21 protein-coding genes are annotated in these 23,014 nt (G+C 66.9%); 6 read left to right on the top strand and 15 right to left on the bottom strand.

The features are described from left to right. Positions 1-31: 31 nt before the first annotated feature. The 4 genes from ftsL to EYE40_RS03535 all read right to left on the bottom strand — a co-directional run bounded on the left by ftsL (position 32) and on the right by EYE40_RS03535 (position 2,767). Entirely contained in the window at positions 32-646 is a 615-nt protein-coding gene (ftsL, locus tag EYE40_RS03550; RefSeq protein ID WP_130980656.1) for a cell division protein FtsL, read from the bottom strand. Continuing rightward, positions 643-1,596 carry a 16S rRNA (cytosine(1402)-N(4))-methyltransferase RsmH gene (gene rsmH / locus EYE40_RS03545; RefSeq protein WP_130980655.1) on the bottom strand — a complete coding sequence of 318 codons (954 nt, stop codon included), beginning with the start codon at positions 1,594-1,596 and terminating at the stop codon, positions 643-645. Before rsmH ends, ftsL begins: the two co-directional genes overlap by 4 nt. A 105-nt stretch (positions 1,597-1,701) precedes the next feature. Beyond that, positions 1,702-2,133, bottom strand: a complete 432-nt coding sequence (mraZ, locus tag EYE40_RS03540; RefSeq protein WP_130980654.1) for a division/cell wall cluster transcriptional repressor MraZ — start codon at positions 2,131-2,133, stop codon at positions 1,702-1,704. 244 nt (positions 2,134-2,377) lie between these two features. After that, a complete protein-coding gene (locus tag EYE40_RS03535) occupies positions 2,378-2,767 on the bottom strand; it encodes a DUF3040 domain-containing protein (RefSeq protein WP_130980653.1) in 390 nt (129 codons plus the stop codon). An 82-nt stretch (positions 2,768-2,849) separates the two neighbouring features. Between EYE40_RS03535 and EYE40_RS03530 the strand changes: the two genes are divergently transcribed. Then, a complete protein-coding gene (locus tag EYE40_RS03530) occupies positions 2,850-3,971 on the top strand; it encodes a polyprenyl synthetase family protein (RefSeq protein ID WP_130980652.1) in 1,122 nt (373 codons plus the stop codon). Positions 3,972-3,974: 3 nt separating this feature from the next. On the opposite strand, the gene EYE40_RS03525 is transcribed toward EYE40_RS03530, so the two are convergent. Then, positions 3,975-4,316 carry an Rv2175c family DNA-binding protein gene (locus tag EYE40_RS03525; RefSeq protein WP_130980651.1) on the bottom strand — a complete coding sequence of 114 codons (342 nt, stop codon included), beginning with the start codon at positions 4,314-4,316 and terminating at the stop codon, positions 3,975-3,977. A gap of 186 nt (positions 4,317-4,502) precedes the next feature. On the opposite strand from EYE40_RS03525, the gene EYE40_RS03520 reads away from it, so the two are divergent. Next, positions 4,503-5,909: a muramidase family protein gene (locus tag EYE40_RS03520; protein ID WP_240034695.1), complete on the top strand. Its 1,407-nt coding sequence runs from the start codon at positions 4,503-4,505 to the stop codon at positions 5,907-5,909. 83 nt (positions 5,910-5,992) lie between these two features. Beyond that, positions 5,993-7,957 carry a Stk1 family PASTA domain-containing Ser/Thr kinase gene (gene pknB, locus EYE40_RS03515; protein ID WP_130980650.1) on the top strand — a complete coding sequence of 655 codons (1,965 nt, stop codon included), beginning with the start codon at positions 5,993-5,995 and terminating at the stop codon, positions 7,955-7,957. Between the two features lie 19 nt (positions 7,958-7,976). Here the strand turns inward: pknB and EYE40_RS03510 are convergent, their stop codons facing one another. The 3 genes from EYE40_RS03510 to EYE40_RS03500 form a co-directional block, all read right to left on the bottom strand. Beyond that, complete coding sequence (locus EYE40_RS03510; protein ID WP_130980649.1) at positions 7,977-9,347, bottom strand: class II 3-deoxy-7-phosphoheptulonate synthase; 1,371 nt, start codon at positions 9,345-9,347, stop codon at positions 7,977-7,979. A gap of 102 nt (positions 9,348-9,449) precedes the next feature. After that, entirely contained in the window at positions 9,450-10,139 is a 690-nt protein-coding gene (locus EYE40_RS03505; protein WP_130980648.1) for a lysophospholipid acyltransferase family protein, read from the bottom strand. A gap of 28 nt (positions 10,140-10,167) precedes the next feature. Beyond that, complete coding sequence (locus tag EYE40_RS03500; RefSeq protein ID WP_130980647.1) at positions 10,168-11,115, bottom strand: ROK family glucokinase; 948 nt, start codon at positions 11,113-11,115, stop codon at positions 10,168-10,170. Between the two features lie 115 nt (positions 11,116-11,230). Between EYE40_RS03500 and EYE40_RS03495 the strand changes: the two genes are divergently transcribed. Then, positions 11,231-13,057: an AMP-dependent synthetase/ligase gene (locus EYE40_RS03495; protein ID WP_240034694.1), complete on the top strand. Its 1,827-nt coding sequence runs from the start codon at positions 11,231-11,233 to the stop codon at positions 13,055-13,057. 73 nt (positions 13,058-13,130) lie between these two features. Here the strand turns inward: EYE40_RS03495 and def are convergent, their stop codons facing one another. From def to EYE40_RS03480, 3 genes are all read right to left on the bottom strand, one after another. After that, a complete protein-coding gene (def, locus tag EYE40_RS03490) occupies positions 13,131-13,631 on the bottom strand; it encodes a peptide deformylase (protein WP_130980645.1) in 501 nt (166 codons plus the stop codon). Between the two features lie 32 nt (positions 13,632-13,663). Beyond that, the gene (locus EYE40_RS03485; protein WP_240034693.1) at positions 13,664-15,061 is read right to left on the bottom strand and encodes a MinD/ParA family ATP-binding protein; all 1,398 of its coding nucleotides are present in this window, start codon (positions 15,059-15,061) and stop codon (positions 13,664-13,666) included. An 88-nt stretch (positions 15,062-15,149) separates the two neighbouring features. Beyond that, positions 15,150-18,554, bottom strand: a complete 3,405-nt coding sequence (locus EYE40_RS03480; RefSeq protein ID WP_130980644.1) for a pyruvate carboxylase — start codon at positions 18,552-18,554, stop codon at positions 15,150-15,152. 120 nt (positions 18,555-18,674) lie between these two features. Here EYE40_RS03480 and EYE40_RS03475 point away from each other — a divergent pair, with 120 nt between their 5' ends. Further along, complete coding sequence (locus EYE40_RS03475) at positions 18,675-19,481, top strand: ParA family protein (protein WP_130980643.1); 807 nt, start codon at positions 18,675-18,677, stop codon at positions 19,479-19,481. Positions 19,482-19,594: 113 nt separating this feature from the next. Here the strand turns inward: EYE40_RS03475 and EYE40_RS03470 are convergent, their stop codons facing one another. From EYE40_RS03470 to EYE40_RS03455, 4 genes are all read right to left on the bottom strand, one after another. After that, a complete protein-coding gene (locus tag EYE40_RS03470) occupies positions 19,595-20,143 on the bottom strand; it encodes a MerR family transcriptional regulator (RefSeq protein ID WP_130980642.1) in 549 nt (182 codons plus the stop codon). A gap of 196 nt (positions 20,144-20,339) precedes the next feature. Next, positions 20,340-21,035 (bottom strand): transcriptional regulator FtsR, encoded by a 696-nt coding sequence (ftsR, locus tag EYE40_RS03465; RefSeq protein ID WP_130980641.1) that lies wholly within the window; start codon positions 21,033-21,035, stop codon positions 20,340-20,342. Continuing rightward, entirely contained in the window at positions 21,035-21,511 is a 477-nt protein-coding gene (locus EYE40_RS03460; RefSeq protein WP_130980640.1) for an FHA domain-containing protein, read from the bottom strand. The genes ftsR and EYE40_RS03460 overlap by 1 nt, the downstream gene beginning before the upstream one ends. Before the next feature lie 19 nt (positions 21,512-21,530). After that, positions 21,531-22,148: a CDP-alcohol phosphatidyltransferase family protein gene (locus EYE40_RS03455; protein ID WP_130980639.1), complete on the bottom strand. Its 618-nt coding sequence runs from the start codon at positions 22,146-22,148 to the stop codon at positions 21,531-21,533. Positions 22,149-22,192: 44 nt separating this feature from the next. On the opposite strand from EYE40_RS03455, the gene EYE40_RS03450 reads away from it, so the two are divergent. Continuing rightward, entirely contained in the window at positions 22,193-23,002 is an 810-nt protein-coding gene (locus tag EYE40_RS03450) for a DUF1295 domain-containing protein (protein WP_130980638.1), read from the top strand. The last annotated feature ends 12 nt before the right edge of the window (positions 23,003-23,014 follow it).

The raw sequence follows: 23,014 nt of genomic DNA, 5'->3' as shown, positions 1-23,014 counted from the left end.
TTTGATCTCAGGGGCAGATGCAGTGTCGCATCTACCTCGTCACGGGTGAGGGAAGCGCGCCCGGCGTGGCCGTCTTCGGTGGGGTGACAGTGGTCGTTGTGGTTCCGGATGCCCCGCTCGCGCTGAGCGCGGGCGAGCCATCGGTGGACTCCCCGCCCTCGGTGCTCCCCGCGATGGGGATGTCACCGAGGAGCGAGTTCGCGACGAGCGATCCGTCGGGACCGAGGAGCGTTCCGCTCGTTCCCGTCCCGTTCGCCGCACCGAAGATCGCACCGTCGGAGAGACGGAGGAACATCGGGGTCGAGGTGTTGGTGACCATGCCGAGACCCTCGGCCTGGGTTGCAAGGTTCTGCTGCGAGGCGAGCAGGTCGAGCTTCTCGCCCAGGTCCTGCTCGGTGCGCACGAGGTTGCGCTGCTCGACGCGCAGGTCGGAGATCTCGTAGGCGCCGTCGGAAATGACGATGCTCAGCAGCAGCTGCGCGATGAAGAGGGCGAACAGGCCGCCGACCGTCGCCACGGCGTACACGACGCGCGGGCGTGCGCGTCGCTGTGCGCGGGTCGAGACGATCTCGATCTGGCGCGGGTGCTGCTCCTGCTCGGGGCGAGCCGCGCGCTGCGGGGTCGCGTAGGCAAGGTTCGTGCTCATGCGATCCTCCTGAGTCGTTCGGCGGCGCGCAGTCGGACTGACGTCGCGCGGGGGTTGTCTGCTCGCTCGCTCTCGGACGCCTGTTCGGCGCCGCGCACGAGGAGTGCGAATTCCGGCTTGTGCTCCGGCAGTTCGACCGGGAGGCCCGCAGGAGCCGTTGAGGTCGATCGGGAGGCGAACACACGCTTGACGATCCGGTCCTCGAGGGACTGGAACGACAGCACAACGATGCGGCCGCCGACCGCGAGCGAGTCGAGTGCAGCAGGCACGGCCTTCTCGATCACCGAGAGTTCCTGGTTGACCTCGATGCGCAGCGCCTGGAAGACGCGCTTGGCGGGATGTCCCGTGCGCTGCACTGCCGCGGGCGTCGCTGCCACGATCACTTCGTTGAGCTGCGACGATCGCGTGAGGGGTTCCACTTCGCGACGCTGCACGATCTTCGAGGCGTACCGCGGCGCGAGCTTCTCCTCGCCGTAGTCGTAGAAGATGCGACGCAGTTCGAATTCGCTGTACTCGGCGAGGATCTTCTCCGCCGTGAGGGTGGACGTCGGATCCATGCGCATGTCGAGCGGGGCATCCTTCGAATAGGAGAAGCCGCGATCGACGTCGTCGAGCTGCAGCGAAGAGACACCGAGGTCGAACAGGATGCCCTGTACCTCCGCGATGCCGAGCTTCTTCAGCACCTCAGCGATGCGGTCGTTGGTGGAGTGCACGAAGTGGGTGCGATCGGCGAAGCGCGCGAGGCGCTCCCCCGCTATCGCGAGAGCGTTGGTGTCGCGGTCGATGCCGACCAGGGTCAATTCGGGAAAGCGCTCGAGGAATGCCTCGGCGTGGCCGCCCATGCCGAGCGTGCCGTCCACGAGCACGGCGCCGGGAGCGCCGACCGAAGGGGCGAGGAGCTCGAGTGTGCGCTCGAGGTTCACGGAGATGTGGATGTCGTCGTGTGCCATAAGAAGCGGGTTCTCGATCCTTAGCGCTGATCCCCATCCGGTCCGACCTGTCACCGGGGAAGGTGAGACAGGGCGATTGATCGGCTGGGAGTCAGCGCCAAGGTTCTAGAAGAGTCCCGGGATCACCTCCTCAGCGGTGTCGGAGAAGCCTGCTTCGTTTGTGGCGTAGTAGTCGTTCCAGGCCGCGGTGTCCCAGATCTCGGCGCGGCTTCCCGCACCGATCACGGTGAGCTCACGGCCGAGCCCGGCGTACTCGCGCAGGTTCGCGGGGATCGTGATGCGGTGCTGCGTATCGGGTCGCTCCTGGCTGGCACCGGAGAGGAAGAGGCGCAGGAAGTCGCGACCCTCCTTGCTCGTGATGGGTGCCTGGCGGATCTTCTCGTGCACGTTCTCGAACTCGCGCTCGCTGAACACGTAGAGGCAGCGTTCCTGGCCGCGGGTGATGACGAGGCCGGATGACAGTTCGTCCCAGAACTTGGCCGGAAGGATGACGCGTCCCTTGTCATCGAGCTTGGGTGCGTGGGTGCCCAGAAACATGGCTTCACTCCCCTCACTACCGGCCCAGGTTTAGGTAGCCTCCACTTTACTCCACTTTCCACCACCAATCCTAGGAAAATGGGAATATCCGCGGCTATCAACAAATACTGCCCAGTGATCGCCTGAGAAAACGGGGTGGAGGGAAATGGAGCAATTTGGCTCAATAATGCGGCGCCGGGACATCCCGAAGGCACAAAAAAGGGCCGACCCGAAGGTCGGCCCTGAAAAGGGAGAGAAGTGGAGGCTACTGGCCCCGGTCGTCCTGTCGCTTGTCCCAGCGGTCGTTCAGGCCGTCCATAAAGCTCGAGGACTTCTTCTGCTTGGCGCGGGCTCCGCCGAATTCCTGCGGTGCGGGACTTGCGGCACCTGCTGAGCGGCGAGGAGGCGCGAGGGCGACGAGCACACCGGCGAACATGACCAGGAAGCCGAGCACACCGACGATGGCCAGTTGCAGGATCACTCCCGTTACGAGAGTTGCGACGCCGGCGATGCCGATGAGCACACCCACGAGGATGACCGTGTAGTTCGGCCTACCGCGACGCGCGCTGACGGTGGCAACGAAATCGGCGTCGTTTTGGTAGAGATTGCGTTCCATCTCTTCGAGGAGACGCTGCTCCTGCTCGGAAAGTGGCATTTCGTGCTCCTCAGCCCTCGGGATAAATGGCCCGGTTGTAGCTCTCCATAATACGCCCCGCGAGGATGGCTAGGCTAGGCGCGTGGCTGAGAGTACGCGGTTAGTCGATCTGGTTCAGATCCGCATCGACGAGTTCCTTGAGCGGCGGGCTCCCGAGCTGTCCGCCATCGCTCCCGAACTCGACCCCTTTATCGACTTCTCGCGGGAGTTCCTCTCCGGCGGCAAGCGATTCCGGGCCCTGTTCTGCTACTGGGGCTGGGAGGCGGTGAGCGGCGATCCCGACGGCTTCGACCTGGCCCCTGATCCCGTTCGAGAGACCGACTTCGCCGCGGTCGTGCAGGCCGCCTCCGCGCTCGAGCTGTTCCACGCCGCCGCGCTCGTGCACGACGACATCATGGACAACTCCGACACGCGTCGCGCGAAGCCCTCCGCCCACAAGCGCTTCGAGGCCCTGCACCGTGACGGCGCGTGGCTCGGCAACCCCCTCGGTTTCGGGCAGTCGGCCGCGCTCCTGCTCGGGGACCTCATCCTCAGCTGGAGCGACGAGCTCTTCGCCGACGCCCTCACGCAGCTCGCGACGCCTGCCTCGGCCGCCGCCGCGCGGGCCGAGTTCAACCTCATGCGCACGGAGGTGACGGTCGGCCAGTATCTCGACATCCTCGAGGAGAACGCGTGGCTGCGTCATCCCGAAGCAGAATTGCTGCCGCGCGCGCATCGCGTCGTTGTCTACAAGTCGGCCAAGTACAGCGTGGAGGCCCCGCTCGCCATCGGCGCCTCACTCGGCGGCGGAACCGCGGCCCAGAAGGCCGCCCTGCGCGAATTCGGCCTGCCCCTGGGCATCGCCTACCAGTTGCGTGACGACATGCTCGGGGTATTCGGTGACCCTGCGGTCACCGGGAAGCCCGCGGGCGACGACCTGCGCGAGGGCAAGCGCACCGTGCTCATCGCGCTCGCCCGTGCGACCATGCCGGGCAGTTCGCGGCGCGTGCTCGACGATTTGCTGGGTGACCCGGATCTCGACGCGGAACAGATCGCGATGCTGCAGTCCGCGATCGTCGACAGCGGTGCCATCGACCAGGTCGAGCGCATCATCGACCGCAACGTGGGCATCGCCAAGAGTGCTGTGGCGGATGCCCCGCTCTCGGCCTCAGCGCGGGAACAGCTGCTGCAGCTCGCCGATACGGTTATCCGCCGCGCGCGGTAGCCGCTAGAAGCCGAGCGCCTGCGCAACCCTGCGCACCTCGGCCTTGCGGCCGGCGCGGAGGGCGTCGATCGGGCTCACGCCGAGGCTGTCCTCGTCGCTGAGCAGCCAGTCCATCGCCTCGTCCTCGCTGAATCCGCTGTCACCCAGCACCACGAGGGTGCCGCGCAGCTGGGGCAGGGGCTCGCCGTCCTGGATGAAGGAGGCGGGTACCTTCCAGACGCCGTCGATCTTGCGGGCGAGGAGGGCGCGGTCCTCGATGAGGCGTCGAACCTGGCTGACCTTGAGGCCGAGCACCTCGGTGAGGTCGGGAACTGTGAGCCAGTCGGTGGGGGTTGAATCAGTCACGCTCCCAGCCTGCCACGCACCGTGGTGAACGCGCCGACACCACTCGGTACACCAAAATGTTTCCATCGTGTTAACTCAAACCACATGCGCCCCACTAATTGACTCTGGGCTCCATCTGTGCCAGCTTGGACTGATCGGCGCGGCCCACCACGTCGAACCTGGCCGGGGAAGCAAGACGGGGACATCATGACCGACATCACGGGGCACGACCTTCACGCGAACGCACGAGCGGTCCTTCACGGCCTCGTGCCGACGATCGCAGCGACACAGGCGGCCATGCGCGCCCGCAGCGCTGAAGCCAAGCCGCAGTCGGCTCTCGCGCGCAACCTGTTCACCACCGTCCCCATCGTGCTGGTCGGCTCGATGGCGATGATGAACCTCACCGGACCGGCGAGCCCGGTCGAGGCGAGCCCCGCCCCGGGGCCCAAGACCGAGACATCCAACCTCGGTGCACTGCGTTCGATGGTGGCAGCCGCCACCACCGCGGCACCCACGGTCGTAGCCGCTCCCGCGGCGGCGGTCGCGGCCATCGCCGCCGCCCCACGCACCTACAAGGTCGGCCCGGGTGACACGGTCAGCAGCATCGCGGTCAAGTACGGACTGTCGACCGCCTCGGTGCTCGCCCTCAACGGCCTCGGCTGGAAGTCGCTGATCTTCCCCGGGCAGGTCCTGCAGCTCACCAAAACGAGCGCGGCCGCTCCCGTCGTGAAGCCCGTCACCGCCCCCGTGGCCACCACCACGACCAAGTACACGATCGTCAAGGGTGACACCATCTCGAAGGTCGCGGCGCGCTTCAAGATCACCACCGCCGCCGTGCTCAAGGCCAACGGCCTCGGCTGGTCGAGCATCATCCACCCCGGACAGAAGATCACGATCCCCAAGGCCGCGACGGTGAAGCCCGTCGTGACGCCGCCCGTGGTCACCCCGCCGGTTGTCACCCCGCCCGTCGTCGTCACTCCCCCGGTCGTCGTGACACCTCCCGTCGTCGTCACCCCGCCCGCCGCGGGTGCGAGCTACGTCATCAAGTCGGGCGACACCATCTCCAAGATCGCCAAGCAGTTCAACGTGACCGTCGCGGCCATCCTCAGCGCCAACAAGCTGACCGCCTCGAGCATCATCTACGCGGGACGCACCCTCGTCATCCCCGGAGCGTCCACCGCTCCCGCGGGCAACACCGGCGTCACGCTGCTCTCGGGCGAGCAGGAGACCAACGCCCGCACGATCATCCGCGTCGGCCGCGAGCTCGGTGTCAGCGACTACGGGATCGTCATCGCCCTCTCCGCAGCAATGCAGGAGTCGACCATGCGCAACATCAGCTACGGCCACCTCGACTCGGTCGGCCTGTTCCAGCAGCGACCCAGCTCCGGCTGGGGAACCATCGCCCAGCTCACCACCCCGAGCCACGCCGCGCGCCTGTTCTATGGCGGCCTGTCGAACCCCAACAAGGGCAAGACCCGCGGCCTGCTCGACTACGCCGGATGGCAGCTGCTCACCGTGACCCAGGCCGCCCAGAAGGTACAGGTCTCTGCCTACCCCGACGCGTACGCGAAGTGGGAGAAGTCGGCCCGGTTCTGGCTCGGCGAGATGGGTTGAGCGGGTCGAACCAGCGGCGGGCAATACCGCACCGAGCCGTGTCCGAGCCGCGCCTCCCAGCTTCCGATCTTTAGAATCGTGTGGTGAACACCAACAGCACAGACCCTACGATCGGACGTCTCATCGACGGCCGATACCAGGTCCGTTCACGCATCGCCCGCGGTGGCATGGCCACCGTCTACCTGGCCACCGACCTGCGCCTCGAGCGTCGCGTCGCGATCAAGATCATGCACCCCCATCTCGCCGACGATGTGGAGTTCCGCGAGAAGTTCATCCAGGAGGCCCGTTCGGCCGCCCGCCTCGCCCACCCCAACGTGGTCAACGTCTACGACCAGGGCCAGGACAGCGAGACCGCCTACCTGGTCATGGAGTACCTGCCCGGCATCACCCTGCGCGACCTGCTCTCCGAGCACCGCACGCTGACCTCCGAGCAGACCCTCGACATTCTCGAAGCCGTGCTCTCCGGCCTCGCGGCCGCACACAAGTCCGGCATCGTGCACCGTGACCTCAAGCCCGAGAACGTGCTGCTGGCCGACGACGGCCGCATCAAGCTGAGTGACTTCGGGCTTGCGCGCGCGGCATCCGCAAACACAGCGACGGGGGCGGCACTGCTCGGCACGATCGCCTACCTCTCCCCCGAGCTCGTTACCCGCGGCGTTGCCGACACCCGCAGCGACATCTACGCGGTCGGCATCATGATGTACGAGATGCTCGCCGGCGAGCAGCCCTTCAAGGGCGAGCAGCCGATGCAGATCGCCTACCAGCACGCCAACGACTCCGTGCCCACGCCGTCGACCAAGAACCCGAGGGTGCCCGCCGAACTCGACGAGCTTGTGCTGTGGGCGACGGCGCGTGACCCCGAGGAGCGCCCGCGCGACGCCCGCGCCATGCTCGAGCAGCTGCTTGAGACCCAGAGCCAGCTGCAGACCGCGCTGCCCGCAAACGCGACAGCAGTGCAGCGCACCGTTGTGCTGCCGAGCGCGCAGAACGCCAACTCCGATGCCGAGACCCAGGTTCTGGGCGGCGCTCGCGCCCTTGTGCCGGTGGGCGCTGCCCTTGCTGTGGATGACGCCCCTTCCGCTCTCGCCGCCTCGGCCGACAAGCGTCGCTCTCGCGGCTGGTGGCTGTTCGGCCTCGTGCTGCTGATCGCCGGTCTCGCTGGCGGCACCGGCTGGTACTTCGGCGCCGGACCTGGCTCCACCGTGACGATCCCGTCCTCCGTCGTCGGCATGACGCCCGAGGCGGCTACAGCCGTGATCACCGAGCTCGGGCTCACCGTCGAAGCGGAGATCGTCGAAGAGCACGATCCCATCGTCGAGAACGGCAAGGTCTCCTCGACCGACCCCGCCGTCGACACGGCGATCGGCCGAGACGCCGTCGTCACCATCCGGGTCTCCATCGGGCCGAAGCCGGTGATCATGCCCGATTTCATCGGCCTCACCGAGGAAGCCGCAACGGTCGTCCTCACCGATGCGGGCCTTATCGTTCAAACGGACGAACGCATCGAACAGTTCAACGCGGACGTGCCCGTTGGATCCATCGTCGGCGCCTACGGCATCAACAGCGACGAGAAGCTCATCGGCCTGAAGAACGAGACCGAGTACTTCGACCAGCGCCCCGTCACCCTCATCGTGTCGGCCGGTGCGCTGCCGTCGGTCAAGGGCAAGAGCTTCGACGAGGCTGTAGCGATCCTCGACGGCGTCGGCCTCGTCGGCGAGGCCGGCAAAGAGACTTTCGATGACGACGTGCCGAAGGGCGCGGTCATCAGCATCGCGCCGAAACCCGAGGGCGCCGCGATCCGAAAGGGTGATTCCGTCTTCGTCATCGTCTCCCGCGGACCGGACCTCGTCGAGATTCCCAACGTCGTCGGCGAAACCATCGCCGACGCCATCGAGCAGCTCGAGGGCGCCGGCTTCACGGTGGACGTGCGCACGCTCATCCCCAGGGACCGCTGGGACGACGAGTTCGCGGTCGTCGCCAACATGGAGCCCGGGTCAGACGAGAAGGTCAAGCGCGGTTCGACCGTCATCATCCGCGGTGACTTCTAGCCGTTCCGGCGAACGCGTTCTAGAAGGCTGCGAGCTCCTCGGCTACGAGGAACGCGAGCTCGAGCGACTGCATGTGGTTGAGGCGCGGGTCGCAGAGCGACTCGTACTTTGTCGCGAGTGTCGCCTCATCGATCTGCTCCGAGCCGCCCAGGCACTCGGTGACGTCGTCGCCCGTGAGCTCGATGTGCACACCGCCCGGGTACGTTCCCACCGCGTGATGCGCCTCGAAGAACCCCCGCACCTCGTCGACGATGTCGTCGAAGCGACGCGTCTTGTAGCCGTTCGGCGTGGTGAGGCCGTTGCCGTGCATCGGGTCGGACACCCACAGCGGAGTCGCCTCGTGCTCCTTGATGGCTTCGAGCAGCGGCGGCAGGGCGTCGCGGATCTTGCCCGCACCCATGCGCGTGATGAAGGTCAGGCGGCCGGGCTCGCGGTTCGGGTCGAGCTTATCGATGAGGCGGCGCATGTCGTCGGGGCTCGTCGTCGGACCGAGCTTCACACCGATCGGATTGCGCACCCGCGAGAAGTAGTCGATGTGGGCGCCGTCGAGGTCGCGTGTGCGCTCACCGATCCAGAGGAAGTGCGCGCTCGTGTTGTAAGGCGTGCCCGTGCGGGAGTCGATGCGGGTCATGGGGCGCTCGTAGTCCATAAGCAGGCCCTCGTGGCCGGTGTAGAAGTCGACGCGTCGCAGCTCGTCGAAGTCAGCGCCCGCAGCCTCCATGAACTTGATGGCGCGATCGATATCCCGAGCCAGCAGCTCGTACCGCGCGTTGGCGGGGTTGCGAGCGAAGCCCTGGTTCCAGCGGTGCACCTCGCGCAGGTCGGCGAAGCCACCCTGGGTGAATGCGCGCACGAGGTTGAGCGTGGAGACGGCCGTGTGGTAGCCCTGCACGAGACGCTGCGGGTCGGCCTCGCGCGATTCGGGAGTGAAGTCGTAGCCGTTCACGATGTCGCCGCGGTAGGCGGGCAGCGTGACGTCGCCTCGGGTCTCCATGTCGCTCGAACGCGGCTTCGCGAACTGGCCGGCCATACGGCCCATCTTCACGATCGGCTTCGACGCTCCGTAGGTGAGCACAACAGCCATCTGCAGGATCGTCTTGATGCGGTTCTTGATCTGCTCGGCGGTGGCCCCGGCGAAGGTCTCGGCACAGTCGCCGCCCTGCAGCAGGAACGCCTGGCCGGAGGCCGCCTTCGCGAGCTTGTCGCGCAGGTCATCCACCTCACCAGCGAAGACGAGCGGCGGGAAACTGGCGATCTGGCGGGATGCCGCGGCCACGGCCTCGGCGTCGGGCCAGGTCGGCTGCTGCTTGATGGGCAGCTCGCGCCAATAGTCGAGGCCTGCGATCACAGCGGGATCTGCGAGGACAACGGGCTCTGACGGGTCTACCACGGGGTTTCCTTTGTAACGAGGGATGCGTGCGCAGCAGCGCCGACGCACAGTATTCGAGCTTATTGCACCGGCCGGTCGTGTGACGTGTGCGTCACACGAGAACTAGCGGCTCTGCGAGCCGACGCGCTCCTTGACCGACGATGCATAGCTGTCCACATACTCCTGGCCGCTCAGGCGGTTCAGTTCGTACATGATCTCGTCGGTGATCGAACGCAGGATGAACCTGTCGCTCTCGAGGCCCTCGAAGCGGCTGAAGTCGATCGGCTTGCCGATCACGACGCCGATGCGGCGCACCTTCGGGATGCGGGTTCCGATGGGCATGACCTTCTCGGTGTCGATCATCGCGACCGGGACGACGGGAACGCGTCCCTCGAGGATCATGCGCGCGACACCCGTGCGTCCGCGGTACATCTTGCCGTCGGGGCTGCGGGTGCCCTCCGGGTAGATGCCGAGGACCTCGCCCTCGTGCAGCACGCGAAGGCCGGTGTTGAGCGAGGCTTCGGAGGCTTTTCCGCCGGACCTGTCGATAGGCAGCATCCCGGTGCCGTTCATAAAGGCCTTGGTGGCCCAGCCCTTGAGGCCCTTGCCACGGAAGTAGTCGCTCTTGGCGAGGAAGAAGATGCGGCGATCGATCACGAGCGGCAGGAACACCGAGTCGATGAAGGAGAGGTGATTGCTCGCCAGGATGACGCCGCCCTTGGCCGGGATGTTCTCGAGCCCCGTCACCCAGGGTCGGAAGACCGTCTTGAGAATCGGACCTGCGATCAGATTCTTCATAAACCAGTAGAACATCGAGTTACCTCCGCCTGAACTGCCCAGTCTAATGCTGAGCAGCGTGGATGCGCGCCAGGTCGGCCGCGCCCACAACACCCGCGTCATTCACGAGTTCCGCGATGAGGAACTCGGGCTCCGGGTGATAGCCGCGCGCCGGCAGGTGCTGGAGGTAGGCCTCGCGAATCGGATCGATGAGCAGGTAGCCGGCAGCGGCCACCCCGCCCCCGATGACGAAGCGCTGCGGGTCGAGCACCGCGCCGAGCGAGGCACAGGCCTGGCCGATCCAGCGTCCGAGGTCCTGGAGGGCGTGCAGGGCACCCGCGTCACCCGCGGCGATGAACTCGCCCACGATCGCGCCGTCGAGCACGCCGTGCTCGGTGCGCGCCGCGGCGAGCGGAAGGCCGATGCCGCCGACGTCGGCGATGTCGTTGGCGAGGCGCAGGAGGGCCCGACCGGATCCGTACTGCTCGATGCAGCCGCGGGCCCCGCAGCCGCAGGGCAGACCGTCGGGCACAACGCGCAGGTGGCCGAGCTCGGCGCCGGCACCGAACCCGCCACGGAACAGGCGTCCGCCCGAGACGATCGCGCCGCCGACGCCCGTGCCGATCGTGAGCATGGTCATGTCGGTCGAGCCGCGACCGGCGCCGTAGCGGAACTCGGCCCAGCCGGCGGCGTTCGCGTCGTTGTCGATCGTGACGGGGATGTCTAGGCGCTCGCTCAGCCGCTGCTGGAACGGCTCGTTGCGCCAGTTGATGTTGGGGGCGTAGTAGACGGTCGACTGCGCGGCGTCGATGAAGCCGGCTGCGGCGACGCCCGCGGCGATCACCTCGTGGCCGGCGGAGAGCCGCTCGATCATGGCGACGACGATCTCGACGATCGCCGTCGGGTCACCCGCCGGGGTGGGGCGGCGGTCCTCCGCGAGGATCTCGCCGTCCTCGGTCACGAGGGCTCCGGCGATCTTGGTTCCGCCGATGTCTATTCCGATCGCATGCACGAGTGTCGAGTTTAGTGACAGCACGGCCCGATCACCCCTCATTGGGCGGTGTTACACCCGTATCTTCGCGGATAGAATAGGAAAACTCATCCGCCCCGGTGCCAAAGGAGTTACCGTGACCGAAGTATTCACACCCGCCGCAGTTGCAGCCGACCCGCAGGCCAACGCGACAGACCTTCTGGTCGACCGCGTCGCCATCGACCCGTCCGCCGCACTCTTCGCACTGCCCACCGCGGACGGCGGCTGGTCGGATCTCTCGGCCGGTGACTTCCTCGCTCAGGTCGTGGCACTCGCCAAGGGCTTCACCGCCGCCGGCATCGAGCCCGGCCAGAAGGTCGCCTTCCAGTGCAAGACCCGCTACGAGTGGACACTCGTCGACTTCGCGCTGTGGTTCGCCGGCGCGATCATGGTCCCGATCTACGAAACCTCCTCTCCCTCACAGGTGCAGTGGAACATCACCGACTCCGGCGCGACGGCGATGATCGTCGAGACCGCCGACCACTTCGCTCGCTTCGACGAGATCCGCGGCGATCTCCCCCAGGTCACCCAGCTCTGGCAGGTCGACCTCGGTGACCTCGACAAGCTGGTCGCCGGCGGCACCGAGATCCCCGACGCGGAGATCGAGCGTCGTCGCAACCTCGCCGTCGGTTCCGACATCGCGACCCTCATCTACACGTCCGGCTCGACCGGTCGCCCCAAGGGCGTGGTTCTCACCCACTCGAACTTCGTCGAACTGGTGCGCAACTCGGCGATCGGCATGGCCGACGTCGTCAACCCGCAGTCCTCGACCCTGCTGTTCATCACGACGGCGCACATCTTCGCGCGCTTCATCTCGGTGCTCAGCATCCACGGCGGCGTGAAGGTCGGCCACCAGCCCGACACGAAGCTCCTGCTGCCCTCGATGGCGTCCTTCAAGCCGACCTTCCTCCTCGCCGTCCCGCGCGTCTTCGAGAAGGTCTACAACTCCTCCGAGCAGAAGGCCGAGTCCGGCGGCAAGGGCAAGATCTTCCGCAAGGCCGCCGATGTCGCGATCGCGCACTCGAAGGCCCTCGATACCGGCTCCGTGCCGCTCGGCCTCAAGCTGCAGTTCGCACTGTACGACCGGCTCGTGCTGTCCAAGATCCGCACGGCTCTCGGCGGTCGCGTCAAGTACGCGGTCTCCGGCTCCGCGCCGCTCGGTTCGCGCCTCGGTCACTTCTACCGCAGTCTCGGCCTGCAGATCCTCGAGGGCTACGGCCTCACCGAGACCACCGCTCCCGCCACGGTGAACCTCACGACCCGCTTCAAGATCGGCACGACCGGTCCGGCGATCCCCGGTGTCGGCATCCGCATCTCCGACGACGGCGAGATCAGCGTCAAGGGCGTCAACGTCTTCGGCGGCTACTGGAACAATGAGGCCGCGACCGCCGAGGTCATGGACGGCGAGTGGTTCAAGACGGGCGACCTCGGCTCGCTCGACTCCGACGGCTATTTGTCGATCACCGGACGCAAAAAGGAGATCATCGTCACCGCCGGTGGCAAGAACGTCTCCCCCGCCGCTCTCGAGGATCCCATCCGCGCCAACCCGCTCATCGGCCAGGTCGTCGTCGTCGGTGACCAGAAGCCGTTCATCTCGGCCCTCGTCACTCTCGACGCCGAGATGCTGCCCACCTGGCTGAAGAACAACGGTGAGGATGCATCGCTCACCCTCGCCCAGGCGTCGGTGAACCCCACCGTCGTGGCCGAGGTGCAGAAGGCGATCGACCACGCCAACGCTCTCGTCTCGCGTGCCGAGTCGATCCGCAAGTTCCAGATCCTCGCGACGGAGCTCACGGAGGCCAGCGGCCACCTCACGCCCAAGATGTCAATCAAGCGCAACATCATCGTCGAGGACTTCGCCGACGTGATCGAAGGCATCTACGGCGGCGCTCCCGCCACCGAGGGCATCTCGCTCGCCGGCTAGTTCCAGATGTCACAACAGGCTCGGCCCTTCGGGGTCGGGCCTGTTTTCGTCCCGGGCGTCATCCCGAACCGGGCTAGACCGTGCCCCACCAAGGTGAGGTGCGGATGGCGCGCATGGCCTCCTTTTTTACCTCGGGTTCGAGCCCCTCGATGAACAGGTGTCCGTCGAGGTGGTCGGTCTCGTGCTGCAGCGCCTGCGCCATCAGTCCGTCTCCGCTCAGCTCGACGGGGTTGCCGTCGAGGTCGATGCCTTCGACGCGTGCGAAGGGATGACGGAGCCGCGGGAAATAGAACCCGGGAACGGACAGGCAGCCCTCGTCCACGAGCTCCGCCTCGCCCGACACCTCGACCAGCACCGGGTTGATGATGTAGCCGACGTCGCCGTCGATGTTGTAGCTGAATGCACGCTGGCCGACACCGATCTGGTTGGCGGCGACGCCCGCGCGCCCGGGCACCTTTACCGTCTCGAGGAGGTCCTCGATGAGTCCGGCGACGCGCTTGTCACCGGGGGTGATCGGGTCGCAGACGGACCGGAGGACGGGATCGCCGAACAGGCGTATCTGGCGGATGGTCATGCGGGTGTTCCTTGGTCTGTCTCTCGGCCGGCTCAGCCGACGCGGTTGGCGGGAAGGCCGTCGGCGACGAGAGCGGCGAGCTCACGAGCCGAGTTGCGGGTAAGGGGGCGCAGGCTCTTGAAATCGACGACCGAGCCCGCGGCGAGCTGCACGTCGTAGGGGATGCGCACGATGTCGCGTACGCGCGAGCGGAAGTGGGCCTCGATCTCTTCGAGCTTGACCAGATTGGTGCCGTGAGTGGCCGTATTGAGTGCCACGATCGCGTTGCGGGCCAGCGCCCCGTAGCCGTTCGCCTCGAGCCAGGTGAGCGTCTCGGAGGCGAGTCGTGCCTCATCGACGCTTCCACCGGAGACGATCACCACGGCGTCGGCGCGCTGCAGGGTCGCGCGCATGACCGAGTGCACGATTCCGGTGCCGCAGTCGGTGAGGATCACGGAATAGTACTTCGAGGCGAGGTCGGCGACGACGTTGTAGTCGTTCTCGTTGAAGGCCTCGGACAGCATCGGGTCGGTGTCGGAGGCGAGCACGTCGAGACGCGTCTCGTCACGCGAGACCAGGGCCGAGAACGCATCGAAGTCCGTGATGTCGGGAGCACGCAGAACGGCATCCCGAACCGTGAAGCGGTTCTGCTTGGAGACGCGCTCGGCAAGGGTGCCACGGTCGGGGTTGGCGTCGATCGCGAGTACGCGGTCGCGTCGCACGTCGGCCATGGCCATGCCCATGATGGTGGTGACGGTCGTCTTGCCGACGCCACCCTTGCGCGTGAGTACCGGAATGAACCGGGGTCCGCCGTCGAAGTGCCGCGCAATGCGCGCCTCGAGTTGCTTGCGCTCCCGCACCCGTCGCGAATCACCGATGTTGACAGCGGTGAGGGTCGCGCCGTAGACGATCGCGGGCCAGCGACCTTCGGGGCGTGGGCGGCGCGCCCGCTTGCCGGTCGGCTTCTCGGTCACGGGGCGGGCGACGATGGGCTCGGGCTCCCCCGGCGCGATGGGCACGGGGCGGTGGTCGCGGGCAGCCTGGCGAGTCTTGCGGGTGGTCACGGTGTCGACCGAGGGCAGGGGTGGGATGGGGGCGGGAGCCGGGACATCCGGAGCCGCGGGGATGATGAGGTGCTCGCCGGTGGCGACCTTGATGGACGTGGTGCCGACCGTCTCGACCGAGAGCAGCTCCCGCGGGTCGATGGCGGAGTGCTCGATCGCGAGGGCAGTCTCGTGGTCGGGCACTGTGTGCACGGTCGCGGGCAGGTCGATGGTGACCGTGGGCGGTGCGATCACCGGTTCGTCCGGGATGAGGGACTCGGGCAGCGCTGCCGCAAGATCTGCCCCGGACTCGACGAGCAGCTCACTGTGCAGTTCCCCCGGGGCGATGGGGTCGACCGACGCCGGCTCCGGGCCGGTGCCCTCATTCTGCGATTCTTTGATTGCCACGAGGGCACTCCCTTTCGGTGCGGCAGACCTGCAAGTTTACCGCCGTTTCTCTGGGCGGCATCTGGATGCCTGCTGTGACCCGCGGGGGCTACGCGGGTTCAATCTCCACGAGGAGATCGCCGGCGTCGACCTGTTGAGTTTTGGGTATCGCGAGGCGTTTGACAACCCCTGCCACGGTGGCGGTGATCGCGGCTTCCATCTTCATGGCCTCGATCGACGCGACACTCTGGCCGACAGCGACGGTAGCGCCCTCCTCCACCTGCAGCGTCACAACACCCGAGAACGGGGCAGCGACCTGGCCGGGTTTGGACGGGTCTGCTTTCTCGACGGCCGTCGACTCCACGGAGATGCTCGTGTCGCGCACGAACACCGGGCGCAGCTGGCCGTTGAGCGTAGCCATGACCGTGCGGAAACCCTTGTCGTCCGCCTCGCCGATCGCCTCGAGACCGATGTGCAGGCTCACGCCCTTGCTGATCTCGATGACATGCTCGGTGCCCTGTTGCAGGCCGTAGAGGTAGTCGGTGGTGTCGACCTTGGAGAGGTCGCCGTAGTTCTCACGCACTTGCTCGAACAGCCTGGTCGGGCCGGCGAAGAGCAGGCGGTTGAGGGCGGCGCGACGCTCGAGCGATTCGCCGTCGAGCGCTGCCTGGTCCTCCGCCGTGATCTCCTCGACGCCGATCTTCACTGTGCGACCCGCGAGAACCTTGGTGCGGAACGGCTCAGGCCAGCCGCCCGGCAGTTCGCCGAGTTCCCCGGCCATAAAGCCGATGACCGAATCCGGGATGTCGTACTTCTCCGGGTTCGCCTCGAAGTCTGCAGGGTCGGCGTCCACTGCCGCGAGGGCGAGCGCGAGGTCACCGACGACCTTCGACGACGGGGTCACCTTGGGCGGGCGTCCGAGCATCTCGCTCGCGGCCGCGTACAGGTCCTCGATCTTCTCGAAATGGTCTGCGAGGCCGAGCGCGATGGCCTGCTGGCGCAGGTTCGACAGCTGGCCTCCCGGGATCTCGTGCTTGTATACGCGACCGGTCGGTCCGGCGAGGCCCGACTCGAAGGGCTTGTAGACGTGGCGCACGGCCTCCCAGTAGGGCTCGAGGTCGGAGACCGCCTGCAGCGAGAGACCGGTGTCGCGCTCGGTGTGCGCGAGGGCGGCGACCAGGGCGGATGCGCTGGGCTGGCTTGTTGTTCCGGCCATCGGTGCGGACGCGACATCCACGGCATCTGCACCGGCACGGGCAGCGGCAAGCAGCGTCGCGAGCTGGCCACCTGCCGTGTCGTGCGTGTGAACGTGCACCGGAAGGTCGAAGCGGTCGCGCAGGGCCGTGACGAGCTTCTCGGCGGCTCCCGCACGCAAGAGGCCTGCCATGTCCTTGATGGCGAGCACGTGGGCTCCCGCATCGACGATCTGCTCGGCGAGACGCAGGTAGTAGTCGAGCGTGTACAGGTCTTCGGCGGGGTCGAGCAGGTCGCCCGTGTAGCAGACGGCGACCTCGGCGATCGAGGTTCCTGTCGCGAGCACGGCGTCGATTGCGGGGCGCATCTGCGACACATCGTTCAGCGCGTCGAAGATGCGGAAGATGTCGACACCCGTAGAGGCCGCCTCCCGCACGAACGCGTCGGTCACCTCGGTCGGGTACGGCGTGTAGCCGACGGTGTTGCGACCGCGCAGCAGCATCTGGATGTTCACGTTGGGCAGGGCGTCACGCATTGTGCCGAGACGCTCCCACGGGTCCTCGCCGAGGAAGCGCAGCGCCACGTCGTAGGTGGCACCGCCCCAGGCCTCGACGCTCAGCAGCTGCGGTGTGAGGCGCGCGACGTGTGGCAGCACGGCCACGAGGTCGCGGGTGCGCACGCGGGTGGCGAGCAGCGACTGGTGGGCGTCGCGGAAGGTCGTGTCGGTAACCGCGAGGGCGGTCTGCGCGCGCAGGGCCTCGGCGAACTTCTGCGGGCCGAGCTCCTGCAGCTTCTGGCGGGATCCGGCAGGCGCGGGAGCGTCGAGGTCGACGACGGGCAGCTTGATGGCCGGGTTGATGAGGCCGGCGCCCGAGCCGTTCGGCTGGTTGACCGTCACGTCGGCGAGCCAGCTGAGCACCTTGGTGCCGCGGTCCTTGGACTGGTGGCTCTTCACGAGACCGGGCCGCTCGTCGATGAACGACGTGCTCAGGTCGCCTGCGATGAAGTCGGGGTCATCGAGAACAGCCTGCAGGAACGGGATGTTCGTGGTCACGCCGCGCAGGCGGAACTCGGCGAGTCCGCGGCGGGCGCGCACGACGGCGGCGGCGAAGTCGCGGCCGCGGCAGGTCATCTTGACCAGCATGGAGTCGAAGTGGGGCGAGATCTGGGCGCCCGCGGCCACCGTGCCGCCGTCGAGGCGGATTCCCGCGCCACCGGGCGAGCGGTAGGTCGTGATCTTGCCGGTGTCGGGGCGGAACCCGGCCGCCGGGTCCTCTGTCGTGATGCGGCACTGGAGGGCCGCGCCGCGCAGGTGCAGGTCCTTCTGCTGCAGGCCGAGTTCCTCGAGCGACTGGCCGGCGGCGATGCGCATCTGCGACTGCACGAGGTCGACGTCGGTGACCTCCTCGGTCACGGTGTGCTCGACCTGGATGCGCGGGTTCATCTCGATGAAGAAGTGCTGTCCCTTGCGCTCCCCCGCCGTGTCGAGCAAAAACTCGACGGTTCCGGCGTTCTGGTAGCCGATCGACTTCGCGAAGGCGATCGCGTGGGCGTACATGGCCTGGCGGGTGGTCTCGTCGAGGTTCGGCGCGGGCGCGATCTCGATGACCTTCTGGTGGCGGCGCTGCACGGAGCAGTCGCGCTCGAACAGGTGCACGGTCTCGCCGTGCGCATCCGCCAGAATCTGCACCTCGATGTGGCGCGGGCGAACCACGGCCTGTTCGAGGAACATTGTCGGGTCACCGAAGGCGCTGTCGGCCTCGCGCATGGCCTCTTCGAGGGCGCCGCGCAGGTCTTCCTTCTTCTCGACCCGGCGCATTCCGCGACCGCCACCGCCCGCGACGGCCTTGGCGAAGATCGGGAAGCCGATCGCGTCGGCACCGGCGAGCAGCTCGTCGAGGTCGCGGGAGGCGGGGGTGGAACCCAGCACGGGAACGTTGGCGGCGATCGCGTGCTCCTTGGCGGTGACCTTGTTGCCGGCCATCTGCAGCACCTTGGTGGGCGGGCCGATGAAAGTGATGCCCGCGTCGGTGGCGGCCTGGGCGAGGTCGGGGTTCTCGGAGAGGAAGCCGTAGCCGGGGTAGATCGCGTCGGCGCCGCACTCCTTCGCCACGCGGATGATCTCCGCCACGTCGAGGTAGGCGCGCACGGGGTGGCCCTTCTCCCCGATCTGGTACGCCTCGTCGGCCTTCAGGCGGTGCATGGAGTTGCGGTCTTCCCACGGGAACACGGCAACGGTCTTCGCACCGAGCTCGTAGGCAGCGCGCATGGCGCGAATGGCGATCTCGCCTCGGTTAGCAACAAGAATCTTCTTAAACATGCAGTCCCTCCGACAAGCCAAGCCTATGGGAGGACAGGCCCCCGTTTTCGCGCATCGAATGTGCGACACGATGTGCCCTGTTTAGGTGTCCGACAGGTTGGGCGGGTATCGTTCCTTCTCGTGCATGTATTGAGCGTCAGCTCCCTCAAGGGGGGCGTGGGAAAGACCACTGTGACGCTCGGGCTGGCCTCGGCCGCTTTCGCCAAGGGACTCCGCACCCTTGTGGTCGATCTCGACCCACAGGCCGACGTCTCGACCGGCATGGACATCAACCCCGCCGGTCATCTCAATATTGCGGATGTCCTCGCTTCCCCCAAAGAGAAGGTCGTCCGCGCGGCGATTACTTCGTCGGGCTGGACTCGCGGTCGACCCGGCAAGATCGACGTGCTCATCGGATCCCCGAGCGCCATCAACTTCGACGGCCCGCACCCGAGCATCCGCGACATCTGGAAGCTCGAGGAGGCCCTCGCTAACGTCGAGAAGGACTACGACCTCGTTCTGATCGACTGCGCGCCCTCGCTCAACGCCCTCACCCGCACCGCCTGGGCAGCGTCCGACCGTGTCACGGTCGTGACCGAGCCCGGCCTGTTCTCGGTGGCCGCCGCCGACCGCGCCCTGCGCGCGATCGAGGAGATCCGCCGCGGACTCTCCCCGCGCCTGCAGCCGCTCGGCATCATCGTCAACCGCGCCCGTGTTCAGTCGCTCGAGCACCAGTTCCGCATCAAGGAACTGCGCGACATGTTCGGGCCGCTTGTGCTCTCGCCCCAGCTGCCCGAGCGCACGTCGCTCCAGCAGGCCCAGGGTGCCGCCAAACCGCTGCACGTCTGGCCCGGCGAGAGCGCACAGGAGATGGCGCACAACTTCGACCAGCTGCTCGACCGCGTGATGCGTACCGCCAAAATGGGCGAGTACGCGCTTCCGCAGTAATCTCCTCGAGCTGATCGAGTAGGCCCGCCAGGGCCGTATCGAGATCCTGGCGCGCGATCCTGTCAGCGTGGTTTCGATACGGCCGCGGGCGGCCTACTCAACCAGCGAAAAAGCTAGGAAGCGCGGGTCGCGCGGCGCTGGGCGAGTTCGTCGGCGGGGTCTTCCGCGGCGACCGAGTCGAGTTCGACGAGCGAGTGCTCGACCTCACGCAGCACCTTGCCGACGGCGATGCCGAAGACACCCTGGCCGCGGCTGACGAGGTCGATGACCTCGTCGTTTGACGTGCAGAGGTAGACGCTCGCGCCATCGCTCATGAGCGTGGTCTGGGCGAGGTCGCTGATGCCTGACTCGCGCAGCTGGTTGACAGCGATACGGATCTGCTGGAGCGAGATGCCGGTGTCGAGGAGGCGCTTGACGAGCTTGAGCACGAGGATGTCGCGGAAGCCGTAGAGGCGCTGCGAGCCGCTTCCGGCCGCGCCGCGCACGGTGGGCTCGACGAGCTCCGTGCGGGCCCAGTAGTCGAGCTGACGATAGCTGATGCCGGCGGCGCGGGCGGCTACGGCGCCGCGGTAGCCGGATGCGTCATCCAGGTCGACCATGCCGTCGGTGAAGAGCAGGCCGAGGTCGTAGCGGGATTCTTCGCTACGGCTGAGATCGCTCATGGCTCTGTCCTTTGGTTCTGGGGGTGTCGCGGTATGTCGTATTCACTTCGGTCGGCAGCACTGCAAACCTTGAATCTGAACTTGACGGTTAACCTTGTAACCACCACGCTACCGATGGTCCGAGCCGCCGCCGGGCACATCCGCCGAAACTGCCCCGGCGTGTCGTGACCGGCCCGGTGGGCCACCTTCGACGGTACTACGAATCGAGGCGACCGAGGGCGGTTCTGATCAGACTGCTGCGCACAATCTCGAGCTGGTCGGCGATCTCGCGGGCCATCTCCATGGCGCGGGCGCGGCTCGCCGCATCCTTGCGACGCGAGACCGGCATCAGGGCATTCTCGATGAGCCCGAGTTCACGCTCTGCCGCGGCGCGGAAGCCGCGCAGGTGCCGGGGCTCGATACCCGAACGCTGCAGCTCGACGAGGGACTTGAGCATCGTGAGGGCGTCCTCGCCGAACACGTCGGAAGCGACAACAAGCGACGCCGATACGGCATCCTGCAGCAGGCCTGCAGTTGCTCCGGCCTCCCGAACCAGCTCATCGCGGGAGAACTTGCGCTCGGAGGGCAGGATCGACGGGGCGGTGACGGCTCCGGGCAGCTCGGGCTGGCGACCGGCATCCATCTCATCGAGATAACCCCGAATGACCTTGAGCGGCAGGTAGTGGTCGCGCTGCAGGCCGAGCACGAAGCGCAGGCGGTCCATGTCGGAGGCGGAGAACTTGCGGTAGCCCGACTCGGTGCGGGCCGGCGTGATGAGCTGGCGCTCCTCGAGGAAGCGCAGCTTCGACGGGGTCAGGTCCGGAAACTCCGGGCCCATGCGCGCGAGCACCTGCCCGATGCTGAGCAGGGTGGGAGCAGCAGTAGCCCGGGTCTGGGCTGCCGTGCGGGCCACTACGAGCCGGCCGGGGCGACGAGGTCGACGCGTGAGGCGTAGAAGGTGAGGCGGAACTTGCCGACCTGCACCTCGGCGCGGTCGCTGAGCGGCGCCGTGTCGATGCGTTCGCCGTTGAGGTAGGTGCCGTTGAGTGAGCCCAGGTCCTTGACCTGGAAGCTGCGGCCCGAGCGCAGGAACTCCGCGTGACGGCGCGAGACGGTTACGTCGTCGAGGAAGATATCGGCGTCGGGATGACGTCCGACGGTCGTCACGTCAGCGTCGAGAAGGAAGCGCGCGCCCGAAGTAGGGCCGCGACGAACGATGAGCAGTGCGGAGCCGGAGGGCAGCGCGGCAATCGCATCCTGCTCCTCGACTGAAACGCCACCTTCGAGAGCGGCCAGCTGCGCGCCGAACTCGTCGCCGAACGTCAGCGTCGTGTCGTTCTCGCCGGGCCGGTTCTCGTCGGCCTGACCCAGATTCTCGGAATCAACCATCGTGGACCTCCCTCTCCTGCTAGCTGTCCAGCGTATCGGATCGGGAGCCACCCAAAAGGCGTGGAATGGCGATTACCCGACGAGTTTCCACGATATAGATCACACCGGCCCACCAATAGAGGAAAGCTCCCCACAGTGCGAAAGCCCAGCCAATCGGAGCCGTGAACCACGCGATTGCAGGGAACGCCTGCCCGATCATCAGAATCGGAAGGGCGTAGAACAGGCAGAACGTGGCAACCTTGCCGAGGTGGTGAACGGGAAGCGGCCCGTAACCGAAATTGGCAAGAACTATTCCGAGCACCAGCAGAACCGCATCGCGGCCGACGATGACGGCGACGAGCCACCACGGCACGACGTCGCGGAACGCCAACCCGATGAAGGTCGCGAAGATGAACAGCCGGTCGGCGGCGGGGTCGAGCAGCTGGCCGAGGCGCGTGATCTGCTGGAAGCGGCGCGCGATGACACCGTCGAGGTAGTCGGTGAGGCTCGAGAAGACCAGCACAATGAGGGCCCAGAGGTCTTCGCCGGTGATGATGAGCACGAGGAACACCGGCACCAGCACCAGCCGCAGGAAGCTGAGGATGTTGGGGACCGTCCAGATGCGGTCGCTGATCTCGGGTGCCGCGGCTTCACTCACGCGTTGCAGTCTATCGACAGCGAACCCGCCGATAGTATGGCGAAATGGACCCCGTTGCCGTTGTTCTATGGATCGCCTTTGGCGTCTGCGCCGCCACGTGGATCGCCTCGCTCATCACCGGCGAGCACTCGTGGGTGGACAGGCTGTGGTCCATCGTGCCCGTGGTCTACGTCTGGGTTTTCGCCGCCGCTTCGGGCTTCGCCGACACCCGTCTCACCGTCATGGGCGTGCTGGTGACGCTGTGGGGCGCGCGCCTGACGTTCAACTTCGCGCGTAAGGGCGGCTACACGGGCACCGAGGACTACCGCTGGGCCGTGCTCCGCGGGCGCATGAAGCGCTGGCAGTTCGAACTGTTCAACCTGTTCTTCATCGTGCTCTACCAGAACGCGATCCTGCTGCTCATCACACTGCCGGCTCTCACCGTGTGGCTGAACCCCCGACCGTTCGGCGCGTGGGACGTCGCGGTCGCCGTGCTGTTCCTGGCGCTGCTCGCGGGCGAGACGGTCGCCGATCAGCAGCAGTGGAACTCCCACGCTGCCAAGCACACGGCCGGCTATGCCGGGCCCAGGTTCGCGCAGCGCGGCCTGTGGTCAGTGAGTCGTCATCCCAATTTCTTCTTCGAGCAGGCGCAGTGGTGGGCGCTGTTCCTGTTCGGTGCCATCGCCGCCGGCTCCCTCGCCCAGTGGACGGTGCTCGGTGCGGTGCTACTGACCCTGCTATTCGTGGGCTCGACGATCTTCACCGAATCGATCACGCGGTCGAAGTACCCTGAGTACGCCGAGTACCAGCTGCGGGTGTCGCCGATCGTGCCGTGGTTCCCGAGGCACGCCGGTCGCAAGGCCGCGACGATATGACGGCGGGAGTAG

The organism is Glaciihabitans arcticus (assembly GCF_004310685.1).
In the GTDB taxonomy this organism is placed as follows: Bacteria; Actinomycetota; Actinomycetes; order Actinomycetales; family Microbacteriaceae; genus Conyzicola; species Conyzicola arctica.
The sequence above is the reverse complement of the archived record's forward strand: the minus strand, read 5'-3'. Positions and strand labels throughout refer to the sequence as shown.

Bases quoted from the DNA above. Each gene is read 5' to 3' on its own strand.
- ftsL (WP_130980656.1), bottom strand. From the start codon at position 646: ATGAGCACGAACCTTGCCTACGCGACCCCGCAGCGCGCGGCTCGCCCC.
- rsmH (WP_130980655.1), bottom strand. From the start codon at position 1,596: ATGGCACACGACGACATCCACATCTCCGTGAACCTCGAGCGCACACTC.
- mraZ (WP_130980654.1), bottom strand. From the start codon at position 2,133: ATGTTTCTGGGCACCCACGCACCCAAGCTCGATGACAAGGGACGCGTC.
- EYE40_RS03535 (WP_130980653.1), bottom strand. From the start codon at position 2,767: ATGCCACTTTCCGAGCAGGAGCAGCGTCTCCTCGAAGAGATGGAACGC.
- EYE40_RS03520 (WP_240034695.1), top strand. From the start codon at position 4,503: ATGACCGACATCACGGGGCACGACCTTCACGCGAACGCACGAGCGGTC.
- EYE40_RS03505 (WP_130980648.1), bottom strand. From the start codon at position 10,139: ATGTTCTACTGGTTTATGAAGAATCTGATCGCAGGTCCGATTCTCAAG.
- def (WP_130980645.1), bottom strand. From the start codon at position 13,631: ATGACCATCCGCCAGATACGCCTGTTCGGCGATCCCGTCCTCCGGTCC.
- EYE40_RS03480 (WP_130980644.1), bottom strand. From the start codon at position 18,554: ATGTTTAAGAAGATTCTTGTTGCTAACCGAGGCGAGATCGCCATTCGC.
- EYE40_RS03470 (WP_130980642.1), bottom strand. From the start codon at position 20,143: ATGAGCGATCTCAGCCGTAGCGAAGAATCCCGCTACGACCTCGGCCTG.
- EYE40_RS03460 (WP_130980640.1), bottom strand. From the start codon at position 21,511: ATGGTTGATTCCGAGAATCTGGGTCAGGCCGACGAGAACCGGCCCGGC.
- EYE40_RS03450 (WP_130980638.1), top strand. From the start codon at position 22,193: ATGGACCCCGTTGCCGTTGTTCTATGGATCGCCTTTGGCGTCTGCGCC.